The sequence below is a fragment of the Stenotrophomonas sp. CASM101 genome, from assembly GCF_049384845.1.
In the GTDB taxonomy this organism is placed as follows: Bacteria; Pseudomonadota; Gammaproteobacteria; order Xanthomonadales; family Xanthomonadaceae; genus Stenotrophomonas; species Stenotrophomonas hibiscicola.
On sequence record NZ_JBMRFR010000013.1, the window covers coordinates 101,358 to 115,199 of the forward strand.

General features: G+C 66.6%; 14 protein-coding genes and 1 tRNA gene. 4 read left to right on the top strand and 11 right to left on the bottom strand.

Translation table 11 applies throughout. The features are described from left to right. Positions 1–67: 67 nt before the first annotated feature. The 4 genes from VG543_RS16465 to VG543_RS16480 all read right to left on the bottom strand — a co-directional run bounded on the left by VG543_RS16465 (position 68) and on the right by VG543_RS16480 (position 4,689). Positions 68–1,720 carry a M28 family metallopeptidase gene (locus VG543_RS16465; protein ID WP_423178824.1) on the bottom strand — a complete coding sequence of 551 codons (1,653 nt, stop codon included), beginning with the start codon at positions 1,718–1,720 and terminating at the stop codon, positions 68–70. Positions 1,721–1,825: 105 nt separating this feature from the next. Continuing rightward, positions 1,826–2,758, bottom strand: a complete 933-nt coding sequence (locus tag VG543_RS16470; protein WP_346469535.1) for an MBL fold metallo-hydrolase — start codon at positions 2,756–2,758, stop codon at positions 1,826–1,828. Positions 2,759–2,961: 203 nt separating this feature from the next. Continuing rightward, positions 2,962–3,258, bottom strand: a complete 297-nt coding sequence (locus tag VG543_RS16475; protein WP_019661828.1) for a hypothetical protein — start codon at positions 3,256–3,258, stop codon at positions 2,962–2,964. 135 nt (positions 3,259–3,393) lie between these two features. Beyond that, on the bottom strand, positions 3,394–4,689 hold the full coding sequence (locus VG543_RS16480) for a tryptophan--tRNA ligase (protein WP_423178781.1): 1,296 nt from the start codon (positions 4,687–4,689) through the stop codon (positions 3,394–3,396). 108 nt (positions 4,690–4,797) lie between these two features. Here VG543_RS16480 and VG543_RS16485 point away from each other — a divergent pair, with 108 nt between their 5' ends. Further along, complete coding sequence (locus VG543_RS16485) at positions 4,798–5,598, top strand: hypothetical protein (RefSeq protein ID WP_019661830.1); 801 nt, start codon at positions 4,798–4,800, stop codon at positions 5,596–5,598. A gap of 72 nt (positions 5,599–5,670) precedes the next feature. Here the strand turns inward: VG543_RS16485 and VG543_RS16490 are convergent, their stop codons facing one another. The 3 genes from VG543_RS16490 to rocF all read right to left on the bottom strand — a co-directional run bounded on the left by VG543_RS16490 (position 5,671) and on the right by rocF (position 7,313). Continuing rightward, the gene (locus VG543_RS16490) at positions 5,671–5,892 is read right to left on the bottom strand and encodes a CsbD family protein (protein ID WP_019661831.1); all 222 of its coding nucleotides are present in this window, start codon (positions 5,890–5,892) and stop codon (positions 5,671–5,673) included. 200 nt (positions 5,893–6,092) lie between these two features. Next, positions 6,093–6,230, bottom strand: coding sequence for an entericidin A/B family lipoprotein (locus VG543_RS16495; protein WP_019661832.1), 138 nt, complete (start codon positions 6,228–6,230; stop codon positions 6,093–6,095). A 162-nt stretch (positions 6,231–6,392) separates the two neighbouring features. Continuing rightward, positions 6,393–7,313: an arginase gene (gene rocF / locus VG543_RS16500; protein WP_111097684.1), complete on the bottom strand. Its 921-nt coding sequence runs from the start codon at positions 7,311–7,313 to the stop codon at positions 6,393–6,395. Positions 7,314–7,602: 289 nt separating this feature from the next. On the opposite strand from rocF, the gene VG543_RS16505 reads away from it, so the two are divergent. Continuing rightward, the gene (locus VG543_RS16505) at positions 7,603–8,532 is read left to right on the top strand and encodes a hypothetical protein (RefSeq protein ID WP_423178779.1); all 930 of its coding nucleotides are present in this window, start codon (positions 7,603–7,605) and stop codon (positions 8,530–8,532) included. Positions 8,533–9,765: 1,233 nt separating this feature from the next. Here VG543_RS16505 and VG543_RS16510 read toward each other — a convergent pair. From VG543_RS16510 to birA, 4 genes are all read right to left on the bottom strand, one after another. Then, a tRNA-Thr gene (locus VG543_RS16510) sits at positions 9,766–9,841 on the bottom strand. Between the two features lie 197 nt (positions 9,842–10,038). Then, complete coding sequence (locus tag VG543_RS16515) at positions 10,039–10,893, bottom strand: SPOR domain-containing protein (RefSeq protein ID WP_423178778.1); 855 nt, start codon at positions 10,891–10,893, stop codon at positions 10,039–10,041. Between the two features lie 9 nt (positions 10,894–10,902). Continuing rightward, on the bottom strand, positions 10,903–11,634 hold the full coding sequence (locus tag VG543_RS16520; RefSeq protein WP_019661840.1) for a type III pantothenate kinase: 732 nt from the start codon (positions 11,632–11,634) through the stop codon (positions 10,903–10,905). Further along, the gene (gene birA / locus VG543_RS16525) at positions 11,631–12,599 is read right to left on the bottom strand and encodes a bifunctional biotin--[acetyl-CoA-carboxylase] ligase/biotin operon repressor BirA (protein ID WP_423178777.1); all 969 of its coding nucleotides are present in this window, start codon (positions 12,597–12,599) and stop codon (positions 11,631–11,633) included. Before birA ends, VG543_RS16520 begins: the two co-directional genes overlap by 4 nt. A 144-nt stretch (positions 12,600–12,743) precedes the next feature. Here birA and VG543_RS16530 point away from each other — a divergent pair, with 144 nt between their 5' ends. Then, a complete protein-coding gene (locus VG543_RS16530) occupies positions 12,744–13,022 on the top strand; it encodes a hypothetical protein (protein WP_005411956.1) in 279 nt (92 codons plus the stop codon). Then, on the top strand, positions 12,989–13,780 hold the full coding sequence (locus VG543_RS16535; RefSeq protein ID WP_423178776.1) for a zinc-dependent peptidase: 792 nt from the start codon (positions 12,989–12,991) through the stop codon (positions 13,778–13,780). The genes VG543_RS16530 and VG543_RS16535 overlap by 34 nt, the downstream gene beginning before the upstream one ends. Positions 13,781–13,842: the final 62 nt, after the last annotated feature.

Genomic DNA, 13,842 nt, shown 5'->3' on the forward strand with positions numbered 1-13,842 from the left:
GCGATAGTCGACTATCAGTCGACTCTACCCGCCGCGGAATGACATGACACCCCGCCGATTCCGATCCTCAGCGGCGGGCCGCTTCGCTCTTGTCACGCGCGCTGCGGAACTCCGATTCCTTTTCCCACGTGGGCCAGCGGCGGCTGTTGGCCAGCTCGGCGCCCAGGTCGTAGACCAGCAGCGTGTCGGCAGCGTGGCCGCTCGGGTCCCAGCTCGGCGTCCAGGCATCGCAGGCCTGGTGGTAGCAGTCGGCGAAGTACTTCTCGCGCAGCGCGCGCCCGGCTTCAACCCCACCGTCCAGCTTGTCCAGGCCCGGGCCGATGGTGATCGCTGGCACGCCCAGGCGGGCAAAGGCGAAGTGGTCGGCGCGGTAGAAGAAGCCGGCTTCCAGGTTCGGATCCGGGCTGTAGCTGCGGCCGCGGGCCTTGGCCACGCGTTCCAGGTCGCCTTCCAGCGACACCCGGCCCTTGCCCCACGAGGCGATGTCGCGGGTCGCGCCATCCGGGCTGAACATCTCGATGTTCAGCACCGCAGCGGTCTTGTCCAGCGGCGCCAGCGGATGCGCGGCGTAGTAGCTGGCGCCCAGCAGGCCCTTCTCTTCGGCGGTCAGTGCCACGAAGTACAGCGTGCGCTGCGGCTGCGGGCCAGCGGCGAACACGCGGCCCAGTTCCAGCACCGTGGCCACGCCGGTGGCATTGTCGATCGCACCACGGCGGATGCGGTCACCCTTGGCGTCGGGCTGGCCGATACCGAACGCATCCCAGTGCGCGGAGAAGATCACCGCCTCGTCGGCATGCTCGCCACCGGGCAGCTTGGCCACCACGTTGCGGGTGACCACCTGTTCGCGCTTGAGCGCGAAGTCCACGCTCAGCTTGGCGTTGTCCAGCGCCACCGGGCGGAAGTCGGCACGCATCGCCTTGCGCTTCTCCGCATCGAAGTCGAGGCCGGCGTCGGCGAAGATCGCCTCGGCCAGCTCGCGCTGCATCCAGCCGCGCAGCGGCGTGTGCTGCGCCATCGCTTCGGCCTGGCCGCGCTCGATGTCGAACAGCGGCGAGGTGCCCGAGCTCTTCACCGTGGCCCAGCCATAGGCGGCCGGCGCGGTCTCGTGCACGATCAGCACGCCCTCGGCGCCACGGCGTGCGGCTTCCTCGAACTTGTAGGTCCAGCGGCCGTAGTAGGTCACCGCCTTGCCGTCGAACGAGCCCGGCGCATCGGCTTCGAAATCGGCGTCGTTGATCAGCACCACGGCGATCTTGCCGTGCAGGTCCACGTCCTTGTAGTCGTTCCAGTGGCGTTCCGGCGCATCAATGCCGTAACCGACGAACACCAACGGTGCATTCTTGATCTGCACGCGCTTGCGCGGCTGCAGGCTCTGCAGGGTTACGTCCACGCCATTGGCCAGCGCACGCTTGCCCTGCTTCAGCGACAGGCTGGCCTTGGCCGCGCCCTCCAGCTGCGCGCGCACCAGCGGTACCGGCTGCACCCAGCTGCCGTCCACGCCGCCCGGCTGCAGGCCATAGCTGCGGAACTGCTCGATCAGGTACTGCACCGTGCGCTCTTCGCCCTCGGTGGCCGGTGCGCGGCCCTCGAACTCATCCGACGCCAGCACGCGCACGTGGCGCGACAGTGCCTGCGGATCGATGCCGCCACCGGGAAGGTCATTGGCCGCATGGGCCAGGCCACCGACGAACAGGCAGGACGACAGCAGCAACACGCGCATCGGATTCACGGCAGTACCACGGCTAGCTTGGAAGTCACCAGAGTGTAACGTGGTCGTGACATCACGGCGCAGCGTTGGCCCACCTCATCCACGCATGGCGTGGCTTTACGGGCGGATGCGGTCCAGCCAGCAGGCCAGGCCTTGCGCGTTGAGTTCGATGTCCATCGCCAGCACCGCAATCACCGCCGCATCGTCCAGCGCACAGCCATGCAGCTGTGCACGTTCCAGGTAGAGTGCCTGCAACGCGGCCAGCAGGCAGCGGTGGCGGTCCGGACGGCCATCGCATTGGCGGCCGATGGCCGCCATCGCATCGATCTGTTCGAACAGGTCGTCGGCCAGTTTCTCCACCTGTCCCACGCGCCCATAGTGGGTCAGGTACATCGCCTGCGGCGCGTAGCCCAGCATGCGCCGGATCGAGGCCTTCATCGCCTCCGGGTCGAACTGCACCGGCGAGGAGGTGGGGAAGATGAAAGCGCCCTGCGCGCTGTCCAGCTCGCGGTAGGAGATGCCAAACGTATCGCCGGTGAACCAGCTGCGGCTGCGCGCATCCCACACGCAGTAGTGGTGCAGCGCATGGCCCGGCGTGTGCAGCAGCACCAGCTCGCGACCGGCCAGGTCGATGCGGTGGCCATCTTCAGCCACCACGACGCGCTGCGCGGGAATCGGTTCGATGCGGCCATAGCTGCGCGCGATTTCCTCGGCGCCGTACACCGCCGTGGCACCGGCGATCAGCCGGGTCGGGTCGATCATGTGCGGCGCACCGCGCGGGTGCAGCACCGCTTTCGCGTTCGGCAGCTGCTGCATCAGCAGGCCCGCACCGCCGGCGTGGTCCAGGTGCACGTGCGTGAGCAGCAGCCAGTCCACCGCATCCACGCCCAGGCCGGCGTCGGCCAGCGCCTGCAGCATGGCCGGCACTGACAGCCCGGTGCCGCAGTCGACGAACGCGGCGCGGCCGTTTTCAACGATCAGGTAGGCCGCGTCGAAGTCGGGGCGCTGGAAACCGGTATCGATGGTATGGATGCTGGGGTCGGCGGTCATCGGCACGCACCTGGCAGTCTCGGAAACAGAAGCCCATGGTAGGCGCGCAGGCAACCCGGGTTCGATGCGGCTTTGGTCGGAGGGGCGCTTCTGTAGAGCCGAGCCCACGCTCGGCTGCCATTCTGTCAGGCATCAGCCGAGCATAGGCTCGGCTCTACAGCGGCACGCGAAGTCGAGCATGGCTCGACTCTACAAAGGCGGGACTACCGGTCCAACCAGCGCGGCCGCACCAGCAGCGCCAGCACCAGCACCGCCAGGAACGCGCCGTAGGCGTAAAGCACCGCCAGTACCTGCGGCCAGATGGGGCCGGCACCAAGCTGTGCCATGCCGATGCGATACCCCCACAGCATCGACGCGATGCTCAGCGCGAAGGCCAGCAACAGGGTGGTGCCATCGAACAGGCGCCGCCGCGCGGTGCGCGGCTGGCGCGGGAACAGCCAGTACAGGCTGCCCAGCAGCAGGAACCAGGGCAGGAACAGCAGCAGCGACAACCAGGCCATTGCAGACTCCATGTCATCGCGCCGGAGGCGCGCGGACATCATGCCACGGCTGCTGTGCTCCCCTGTAGAGCCGAGCCATGCTCGGCTGGGCAGCAACGCAGCCGAGCATGGGCTCGGCTCTGCAACAGCCTCCGGTCAGGCCGCTTCGCGCAGCGCAGCCAGGGCGGTCAGCACGGCGTCCACCTCGGCTTCCAGCTTGAACAGCTCGCTCTGCAGCTGGTCGCCCTGCTCGGCCTGCTTGATCACGGCAATCAACTGCCCGGCATCACGCGGCGAATCGAAGCCTTCGCTCTGGATCAGCAGCGTGCCGTCACCGGCGGTCAGCTTGAAGTAGAACCGGCCGTCCTTCTCACGGTACTGCTTGAACTGCGGCGGCGCCACGCGGGCCACGCCGGCATCTTCGCTGGCGATGTCGCCCGCCGTGGACAGGTCGCGCAGGCCCACGGCGTGGCGCAGTTCTTCCAGCAGCGGTGCCGCCAACTGCTCGCGCAGCTGCTGGCCACGGCGCTTGAGCAGCGCTTCGATTTTCTCCGGCTCGGCCATCAGCGCGTTGTAGCGCTCGCGCAGCGGCGACAGTTCGCTGTCGATGCGCTCGAACAGCTGCTGCTTGGCATCGCCCCAGCTGATGCCCGCAGCGAACGCCTTCGCGAATTCCGCGGTCTGTTCCGGGGTGGCGAACGCCTGGTACATCTGGAACAGTGCCGAGCCCTCGGTGTCCTTCGGCTCACCCGGTGCGCGCGAATCGGTCAGGATCGAGAACACCAGCTTCTTCAGCTCTTCGCGCGGCACGAACAGCGGAATGGTGTTGTGGTAGCTCTTGCTCATCTTGCGGCCATCCAGGCCCGCCAGCGTCGCTACCTGCTCGTCGATCACCACGTCCGGCAGCGGGAAATACTCTTTGCCGTACACGTGGTTGAAGCGCTGGGCGAAGTCGCGCGCCATCTCGATGTGCTGGATCTGGTCGCGGCCCACCGGCACCTGGTTGGCCTTGAAGATCAGGATGTCGGCGGCCATCAGCACCGGGTACATGAACAGGCCGGCGCTGACGCCTGCGTCCTCGTCCACGCCTTCCTCGCGGTTCTTGTCCACCGCCGCCTTGTAGGCGTGCGCGCGATTGAGGATGCCCTTGCTGGCGATGGCGGTGAGGAACCACATCAGCTCGGTGGTCTCGCGGATGTCGCTCTGCCGGTAGAACCACACGTGTTCCGGGTCCAGGCCGCAGGCCAGCCAGCTGGCCGCGATCTCCAGGGTCGCGCGCTGGGTGCGCTGCGGGTCCTGTGACTTGATCAGGCTGTGCAGGTCGGCCAGGAAGAAGAAGCTCTCGATCCCCGGGGCGCGGCTGGCCGCGATGGCCGGGCGGATGGCGCCAACGTAGTTGCCCAGGTGGGGCGTGCCGGAGGGAGTGATGCCGGTAAGGACTCGGGTGGTCATGACTGCGTGGGGTAACCTTCGATGAACGGGGCCAGTTTACCTTGCACGCCACCAACCCCGTCAGGGCCCGCGGCGCGTTCATTCACGCAACCCCGCTGGAGACGCCCGATGAAACGCCTGCTGCCCCTGCTGCTTATCCTGCCTCTGGCCGGCTTCCGCCCGGCCCCGATGCCGCCGCCGGTCTACGAGGGCGGCCCCGTGCGCATGGCCCTGGTCGACCGCGACCGCGGCACCGAACTGCGCAGCTACCCCGCCGAGGGCCAGCGCTGGGTGGCCGGTGAGCGCGGTCACCGCTACGCCGTGCGCCTGTACAACGACAGCCCCCGCCGGGTGCTGGTGGTGCTGTCGGTGGACGGCGTCAACGCCATCTCCGGCGAAGATGCCGATCCCTCGCAGACCGGTTACGTGCTCAACCCCGGACAGCGCGCCGACATCACCGGCTGGCGCAAGAGCCAGGACGAAGTGGCGCAGTTCGTCTTCAGCAGCCCCAGCGGCAGCTATGCCAGCCGCACCGGCCGCCCCGACAACATCGGCGTGGTGGGCGTGGCCGTGTTCGAGGAAGCGCGCCGCTGGCGCCCTGAGCCGATCCTGCGCCGGGGCCTGCCACCGCCGGCCCCGGCTGCACAGGCCGAAGCGGCCGCCGATGCCAGCGCCAGCCGCATCGAGGGCTACGCCAGCAAGCCGCAGGCGCCGGCGCTGGGCACCGGCCACGGCGCGCGCGAGCAGTCCTCGGTGCGCGATACCGAGTTCGAGCGCGCCAGCCGCAGCCCGGCGCAGGTGTTGCAGCTGCGCTACGACAGCGCCCGCAACCTGCGCGCGCGCGGCATCCTGGTCGATTCGCCGTCACGCCTGCCGCGCGAACCGCAGGCGTTCCCCAACCGCTACGTGCCGGACCCGCCGGCACGCTGATCCTCCGCGCAGACAACACAACGCCCGCAACCTTTCGGCGCGGGCGTTGTGTCGTGGGGGAAACCCGGGGGCTTACTTGTAATCCGGGTAATCCTTGCGCACGCTGTCTTCGAAATCCCGGACTTCCTTCTCGGCGCGGTCCTTGGCCCAGCCATAACGCTCCTGCAGGCGACCGGCCAGGTATTCGGCATTGCCTTCGGCCACATCGAAATCGTCGTTGGTCAGATCGCCCCACTTGGCCTGGGCCTTGCCCTTCAGCTGCGACCACTTGCCGGAAATGATGTCTTTGTTCATTGCTGGGAGTCCTTGGTTGCAACGGCGTTCTTACCGTGGTTCCAGCTTCGCGCAGTCGCTGTTGAGTACCGGTCAACCAGCAATGAAATGCGTGCTCACCTGCTTGAATGGTTCACTCCGCTTGCACAGCCGTGCGTGGCAGCGTGCAAGAAAAAGGCCGGGGATGATCCCCGGCCTTTTTCTTCCGTTCCGCGCCGGGCTCAGTTGCCCTTGGCGGCATCCTCAACCTTCTCACCGGCCTTCTGCACGTCCTTGCCGGCACCGGCCACAGTGTTGCAACCGGCCAGCAGGGCCACCGAGAACATCGACAACAGCATCAGGGCAACTACGCGCTTCATGGGCTTCTCCTTGGGTTTGCCGCTACACCGCTTCATTCGCGGATGGGATTCTTTCGCTCAGCGGGAGAAGGCCAATGCCCGCCGCCGCCGCGTGAAGTGCAATCTGGCGGCAGGGGCGTGGAGCGGGTGTGAACGGATCGGCGATCCGTTCAGGCGGTTGCCTTAGTCGCGCATCAGGGTGGACTTGCCGAACAGGCTCTCGACCAGGTCCACGGCCAGTTCGGCGGTGGCATTCTGCTTGTCCAGCAAGGGGTTGAGCTCGACGATGTCCAGCGACCCCATGCACCCGGTGTCAGCGATCATCTCCATCACCAACTGCGCCTCGCGGTAGTTCACCCCACCCGGCACCGTGGTGCCCACGCCCGGCGCGATGCTCGGGTCGAGGAAGTCGACGTCGAAGCTGACATGCAGGTGGGTGTTCTCGTCGATGCCCGCCAGTGCTGCTTCGACCGTGCGCTTCATGCCGTTCTCGTCGATGTAGCGCATGTCGTAGACATCCACCTTGTGGGTCTTGATCAGGCGCTTCTCTTCCGGGTCCACCGAACGGATGCCGATCTGGTGCACCTGGGTGGGAGTGATCGCCGGTGCGCTGCCGCCGAGGTGGGTCAGCGCCTCCGGGCCGAGGCCGCACAGGCAGGCCACCGGCATGCCGTGGATGTTGCCCGAGGGGGTGACATCGCTGGTATTGAAATCGGAATGTGCATCCAGCCACAGCACGCGCAGGGTCTTGCCCTGCTCGCGGCACCAGCGTGCCACGGCAGTGATCGAACCGATTCCCAGGCAGTGGTCGCCGCCGAGCATGATCGGCATGCGGCCGGCCTGCAGTTCGGCATAGCTGGCTTCCATCAGTGCATGGTTCCACGCCACCACTTCCTCCAGATGGCGGTAGCCCTGCACCGGCGCGGTCCACGGGTTGCGCGGGCCATCCAGGTTGCCCAGGTCGCGCACGTCCACGCCGCGCGCTTCCAGCGCCTCCGGCAGGCCCGCCACGCGCAGCGCTTCCGGCCCCAGCCGTGCACCGCGATGGCCCGCACCGACATCGGTGGGAACGCCGATCAGGGATACGGAAATGGGATGGGCCATGGGTGCCTCCTTGCGGGGGAAAAAGAAGCACAGTCTAGCCAGAGCTGTGTGACACCACTCGCGGCGGTGCAGCAGGGCATTGGCGCCGCCATGGCGCAAATGGACAACAGGCAGCCATGCGTAGGGATTCCCCGGCCTTATGGATCAGAAATTCTTCCGCCTGTGATGGGGTTCTCCACAGTGACGGATACGGCTCTATCGCTTTCCCTTCAGTGCAGCGAAGGTTCTCGCCCAAATTGGAGGCTCGGATGTTCCCGCATTGAATCGAAGTAGACTCCCAGCCGGCTTCTTGGCGCCACTCAGCAAGCACCTGTGTATCGGCACGCTCACGGTGTTGACCGCGTCCTGCTCGGTATCCGGCGCCGATACCTCCTCGGCAGAGCACGCGCCACTTCTGGCGTCGGTGGATGAAGCTTCAACCCATGAAATAGCCGTTCCGCGTACGGCAAGGACCGCTGCACAGCGATCCACCGCGACGGTCAATGCGCGCATCGCGTTGGGACCCAAAGCTTTCCTGATCGACATCAGGCCTCCCGAATACAGAGGCGATGCCACGAACTACATCGACCAGAGAATGCAGCGATCAAAATCTGGCGACGGCCAAGCAAGCTACGAAATACACTCGAGGCTTGCCAGCTGCAAACGAGCCCTCGATCCGGGCGACGACAGTGAGTACAAGGTGTACTCATCCATGGGACTTGCCGAGCAGTTCTCGAGGCGTATCGAAGAAGAAATCGAGAACTGCAAGGCGATTGCCCAACGAACCGACATCACGGGAGAAAACTGGCTGTCACTGGCAGCCGCTCAAGGGTCCATTGAAGCCCGACTGATTTACGCCCAGAACCCTCGCGCCGCCATCGGCAATCTCACCGAAGTCCTCTCTGATCCCAGCAGGTTGATCGACTTTCGCCGGAACGCTGTGGAGTATCTGGACGAATCTGTTTCTTCAGGAAACCTGGATTCCATCGAAGCGCTCGCAAACATCTATGACAGAGGAATAGTCGCCGAGCGCTCCTACACCAGGAGCCTCGGCTACTGGATGGCCCTGCACCGCGTGCATCCAAGCCAGTACTCGGCGGAATCGATAAGTCGCCTGTCCAGCAGCATGCAGGCAGAGCAGATCATTCGTGCGCAGGAAATCTCAAGAGAAATCTACCAATCATGCTGCCATGACGTTCGATTGGTAATCCTGCAAACCAAAAATAGACAAACGGCTTAATAATATGAGAACAAAGATAATTATTGCGGCAATCGTGGTCCTGGCAGCATTCGCCGCACTTCCATTCGCGCATGCAACCTGGCCTTTCGGCAACCCTTCAACCGTGTTCGGCCCAGCGTCCTGCACACCGTGTCGTGGGCAGACCCCACTTCCAGACACAGCTACCAGAGCGTTCCTGACCAGATACACGCAGGTGACGAACAAGAAAAATTCCGGAACCTTCAATGAGTCCATCCAACCAGGATCCAAGGTCATCGTCTGCAACGCGTCCCACTGCGTGACCTACCAAATGACCGATAGCCAGGACTGGAATGGGACTTCGCGTGAGCCCATCACAACGAGCCCTCCCCCTCGCGGCGGCGGGAATGGCAATGGCGGTGGCGGCGGCGGCGGCGGTTACACCGGGCCCATCAGCGGCGGCAGCTACGGTGGAGGCGGCGGCGGAGGCTCCGGCAAAGTCACAGTCGGGCCGGCCAAGCCGTCCCTCCCCACCCAGGAGGATTGATGGCACCACGTGATAGCACCATTGGCGTGCTTCTGCAGGTCAATTCACACGCGAGCAACCACATGCCATCATGGGACACAGACTCAGCGCCGCTTGATCGGCGTCACGCAGTTGAGCCAGCTTCACCACGTGGGTCGTGATGGGCAGCGCGATAGCGAAGACGGCGCCGGATTCGCGGTGGAGTGCAGCCCCGCTCTATATGTCGCTTCTGGCATTGCGATGCTCGAAACGGGCCAAACGCGATAATTCACTTTTCCTTTCAGATCACCCGATGCCATCGAAACAAACGACTGGCAGGCGGGGATTTCGCGTGCGCATGATGAATCGCCACCTGCAAAGGTGTTCGGGACTTCCAAGCCCGTTTAGTCGAAGATGTATACGCTTGCCAGCCGGCGCCGTCTTCCCAAAAGCGGCGCCGGCTGGCAATCCGTTCGCCGATCGACGGCGGGCGGTGCGTGGGGACCCTGTGCCCGCCGGCTCATCGATTTCCGGTCTTGGAAGCCACGCATCGCCCGGCACCCTCTTCGGGTGGCACCTCTGTTCCCGACGAGGACGCCATGCAACGCCTATTGATCGCAGACGAAGCGTATTCAATGGGCTGGATCACCGTCCAAGAAGGCCGGTACAGGTACATGGCCATTGGAGCAGAAGCCGTCATGATCCGAGGCGTTCTAAGCGAGTACTTAGGCTATGAGGTGATCTGGGAGAACTGACGGTCCGCCCGAGTTTGGTGCCGCTTGTCCGAATCGAACGGACGACCTACTGATTACAAATCAGTTGCTCTACCGACTGAGCTAAAGCGGCGATGTCGTACTTCTCTTGCTCAAACCGTGTCCGGCTTGCCCCACAGTCTACGCGCTGGCGGGCCTAAAGCCTTACCGCGCTTAGCCTTCCTGCCTGCCGCCACAACAACCGCGCCCGAGTTACAAGACAGTTGCTCTACCAACTGAGCTAAAGCGGCATGGGTGGTGCACCGGCGGCAGCGCCGCGGTCCGGGGATTCTAGCGCAACCGCGTGCATTCCAGCGACCGGCTCTGTGCGGCCCCGCTGCGCTGCTGGGCCTGGGCCGGCTGCGTGCCCGCCGCCAGTTGCGCTTCCAGCCACCACTGGCCGGAGTCGCCGCTGGCCACCAGGCGCGGCTGGAAGCCGGCGGCCTGCACCGCCGCCATGCGCCGCTCGGCGCCTTCGCGGTTGCGGTACTGGCCCAGCGCCACGGCGTTGGCCTCCTCGCCCTGGCTGATGATGTAGTAGTCGCTCAGGCCAGCGGCGACGATGCGTTTCACGGTGGCCTGGGCTTCTTCGCGGTTGGCGGCGGCCGGCAGCATCACCCGGTAACGGGCACTGCCGCTGGCAGCAGGCTGTTCGCGCAGGCGCACCTGGCTGAGCAGCGTGCTGGCCTTGCCCTGCGCACTGGTAGCGGCGGCGCGATCGGCGAACGGGCCCAGCGCGACGCAGCGCGGCGGTTCGGCAGCCACGGGCGGGGTTACGGGCTTTTCCGGCGCCGGGTTCGGGGTCGGTGCAGGCGGTGTTGCCGGCTTGGCAGCGGCAGCAACCGGCGTAGCCTCAGCCGCCTGCGGCTTGGCAATCTCCGGCTTGGCCGGGGCGGCGGGCGCCGGCGTTACAGCCACGGCCGTCTTCTCCGACGGCACGCGCTCCATCAACGGCGCGGTCGGCGCGGCAGCCGTGGCTTCGGCGGCCGCGGCGGCATCCACGCCACCGGGCACCCAGCGCAGCTCGGCCACGCCCGCGGGTTGCGGTGGCGGCGCAGGCTTCTGTGGTGCATCGCGCAGCAGCCACCAGCAGGCGACGCCAAGGTTGAGGATGGCCAGTACGACGATCAGGGCACGGGTCAGCATGCGCGGATACTAGCCTGCGGGCTGGTGCACCGCCCAGCGGGCGAGACCATCCAGCACCAGCGAGGGGTGGTAGTCGGCGCCGGGCAGCAACGGCATCAGCGCCGGTGCGCCGCCACCGTGCACCAGCAGCGACGGTGCAACGCCCAGCAGCGCGTGCCCCTGCTGGGCGCTGCGTTCGATCAGCGCCACGGCCGCACCATCGCAGCCGGAGGCGAGCGCGTCGGCGGTGTCGTTGGCGAATTCGCTGTAGTCACCGCCGGTAGCCGGCAGCTGCACCGCGCGGGCATGCAGGGCTTCGCGCATGGTGGTCGGCGATGCGGAAATGCGGCCACCGTGGTGCTGGCCGTCAGCGTCGAGCAGGTCAATCGTCAGTGCGGTGCCCACGCCCACCACCAGCACCGGGCGCTGCGCCTTGGCAGCGGCCAGCAGGGCCAGGAAGCGGTCCACACCGAATTTTTCGGGCTTGGCATAGGCAATGCGCACGCCGGCGCATTCGGCGCTGGTACGCACCACGTGCACGTGCTCGAAGCGACGCTGCAGCTGGTCCAGCATCGCGCTGGTCAGCGACGGTGCGGCCACGCTGGCCACGAACGCGGTGGTGCCGCTGGGCAGGCTGTGCGGCGGCTGTCCGGCCATGCCTTCGGCGCCATGCGCCCAGGCCTGCACGTCACCGGCACGGTCGCCCTGCAACGGCGCGAACTTGAAGCGCGAGTTGCCGAGGTCGAACAACCAATCGCTCATGCCGCCCTCACGCTGACTTCGCCGGCATGCAGCAGGCGCTCGCGGCCATCGATGCGCACGCGCAAGGCGCCGTCATCGGCCAGGCCGAGCGCGGTGCCATGCTGCCACTGCCCTTCCAGTTCCACCCGTACTTCGCGACCGGCCAGCATGTCGAACGCGGCGTAGCGCGGCAGGAACGGCGCCAGGCCTTCGCGATCGAACGCTTCCAGCGCCGGCAGCAGGCGCGCCAGCACGGCGGCGACCACCACGTTGCGGTCCACCGGCTTGCCGGCCAGCGTGTCCAGGTCCACCCACGGCTGGGTGATCTGCTCGGCGAAGGATGGCGGCATGTGCGTGTTGATGCCGATGCCGATCACCGCGCGCGCCGGGCCGGCATATTCGCCACCGCCCTCGGCCAGCAGGCCGACCAGCTTGCGCTTGCCATCGACGATCAGGTCATTCGGCCACTTCAGCTGCGCCTGGGTATAGCCCAGGTCGTGCAGCGCTTCGGCCACGGCGATGCCAGCCACCAGGCTCAGCCCGGCCAGGCGGCCGAGGCCACCGGAGAACAGCCGCAGCACCGACAGGTACACATGCGCGGCCAGCGGCGACGCCCACGTACGGCCGCGACGGCCGCGGCCGCCGGTCTGGCGTTCGGCCAGCAGGACGCTCACCCCGCGCTGGGGCGCGCTGCAACGCAGCAATTCGGCATTGGTCGAGTCCACCGTCCAGGCCACCTGCAGGTCGTGCAGCAGCGGCAGCACCTCGGCGGGCAGGCCGGCACGGATCGCATCCGGGTCCAGCAGGTCGACCGGGCGGGTCAGGCCATAGCCCTCACCTGCACGGCCTTCGATGTCCACACCGGCGGCTCTAAGTCCTTGAATACGCTTCCAAATGGCCGCCCGGGTCTGGCCCAGCTCACGGGCCAGGGCGTCGCCGGAGAGGCGACCGGCAGCGAGTTTGGCCAGCAATTGGCGGTCGTCCACGGCAGCTTCCACGAAGTCAGGAAGGAATTATGCGGGAAAGCCGCCAGCGGCGCCCGCCACGCTGGGTTCTGCGGGGGCTTCCAACGGGGCGCCGGGTTCGGGCTAGAATCGGGAACTCACCTTCCCTTAACGTGGATGTCGTCAATGCGCCGCTATGCCCATTGCCTGATCCTGCTGACGATGCCCTTCGCGGCGTCTGCGACGGCAGCGCTGGACGACAGCCGCGGCGCCTGCGTGTCCTCCAACGGCGATGCCGCCTCGCAGCGTGCACCGACCGCGACCGCTTCGGCCGCCACCACCAAGCCGGCACCGGTCCGCCCGGCAGCCAACACCAGCACGGGCGGCGGTGGCAGCGACGACGACGTGCTGCAGCGCATCCGCGCACCGAAGTGGCACAGCTACCTGCCGGGAATGTTCCGCTGATCAAGTCGTTGCTGCAGTGGCTGCGACCTGCGCCGCGGCCGATCGACGATGTACTGTGGAATGAGGCCTGCCGCCGTGCGGCCTGGCTGCGCGGTCTGGACGACGAACGCCGCGCACGCCTGCGCGTGCTGGCCACGCGCTTCCTGCACGAGAAGACCATCACGCCGATCGGCGAGCTGCAGCTGGAGGCCGGCGATGGCGTGCTGCTGGCGGCGCTGTGCTGCCTGCCGCTGCTGGAGTTCGGCGAGGTGGGTCTGGAAGGCTGGTCGCAGCTGATCGTCTACCCCGATGCATTCCGCGTACATCGCAGCCACATGGATGCGGCCGGCGTACTGCATGAGTGGGATGACGAACTGATTGGCGAGTCGTGGGACAGCGGTCCGCTGATCCTGTCGTGGGCCGATGTGCAGGCCGACCTGGCGACGCCGCACGAGGGCTACTGCGTGGCGGTGCACGAGATGGTGCACAAGCTGGATGCACTGGATGGCGCGATGGACGGCACGCCGCCGCTGCCGCGCGAATGGCAGCGTGAGTGGGCGACCATCTTCCAGCGCGCCTACGATGCGTTCTGCGCGCAGGTGGATGCGGGCGAAGAAACGCTGATCGATCCGTATGCGGCCGAAGCGCCGGAAGAATTCTTCGCGGTGACCAGCGAGTATCACTTCTCGGCACCGGATCTGCTGCAGCAGGCGTTGCCGGAGGTGGCCGCGCAGCTGCGGCGGTTCTATGGCGAGCCGCCGACGATCGAAACACGGTAGTGCCGGCCGCTGGCCGGCACCCTGGCAATGCCACCGAAGATCATGAGGGTGCCGGCCAGCGG

Coding starts and splice junctions, on each gene's coding strand:
- VG543_RS16465 (WP_423178824.1), bottom strand. CDS start 1,720: ATGCGCGTGTTGCTGCTGTCGTCCTGCCTGTTCGTCGGTGGCCTGGCC.
- VG543_RS16470 (WP_346469535.1), bottom strand. CDS start 2,758: ATGACCGCCGACCCCAGCATCCATACCATCGATACCGGTTTCCAGCGC.
- VG543_RS16475 (WP_019661828.1), bottom strand. CDS start 3,258: ATGGCCTGGTTGTCGCTGCTGCTGTTCCTGCCCTGGTTCCTGCTGCTG.
- VG543_RS16480 (WP_423178781.1), bottom strand. CDS start 4,689: ATGACCACCCGAGTCCTTACCGGCATCACTCCCTCCGGCACGCCCCAC.
- VG543_RS16485 (WP_019661830.1), top strand. CDS start 4,798: ATGAAACGCCTGCTGCCCCTGCTGCTTATCCTGCCTCTGGCCGGCTTC.
- VG543_RS16490 (WP_019661831.1), bottom strand. CDS start 5,892: ATGAACAAAGACATCATTTCCGGCAAGTGGTCGCAGCTGAAGGGCAAG.
- VG543_RS16495 (WP_019661832.1), bottom strand. CDS start 6,230: ATGAAGCGCGTAGTTGCCCTGATGCTGTTGTCGATGTTCTCGGTGGCC.
- rocF (WP_111097684.1), bottom strand. CDS start 7,313: ATGGCCCATCCCATTTCCGTATCCCTGATCGGCGTTCCCACCGATGTC.
- VG543_RS16515 (WP_423178778.1), bottom strand. CDS start 10,893: ATGCTGACCCGTGCCCTGATCGTCGTACTGGCCATCCTCAACCTTGGC.
- VG543_RS16520 (WP_019661840.1), bottom strand. CDS start 11,634: ATGAGCGATTGGTTGTTCGACCTCGGCAACTCGCGCTTCAAGTTCGCG.
- VG543_RS16530 (WP_005411956.1), top strand. CDS start 12,744: ATGCGCCGCTATGCCCATTGCCTGATCCTGCTGACGATGCCCTTCGCG.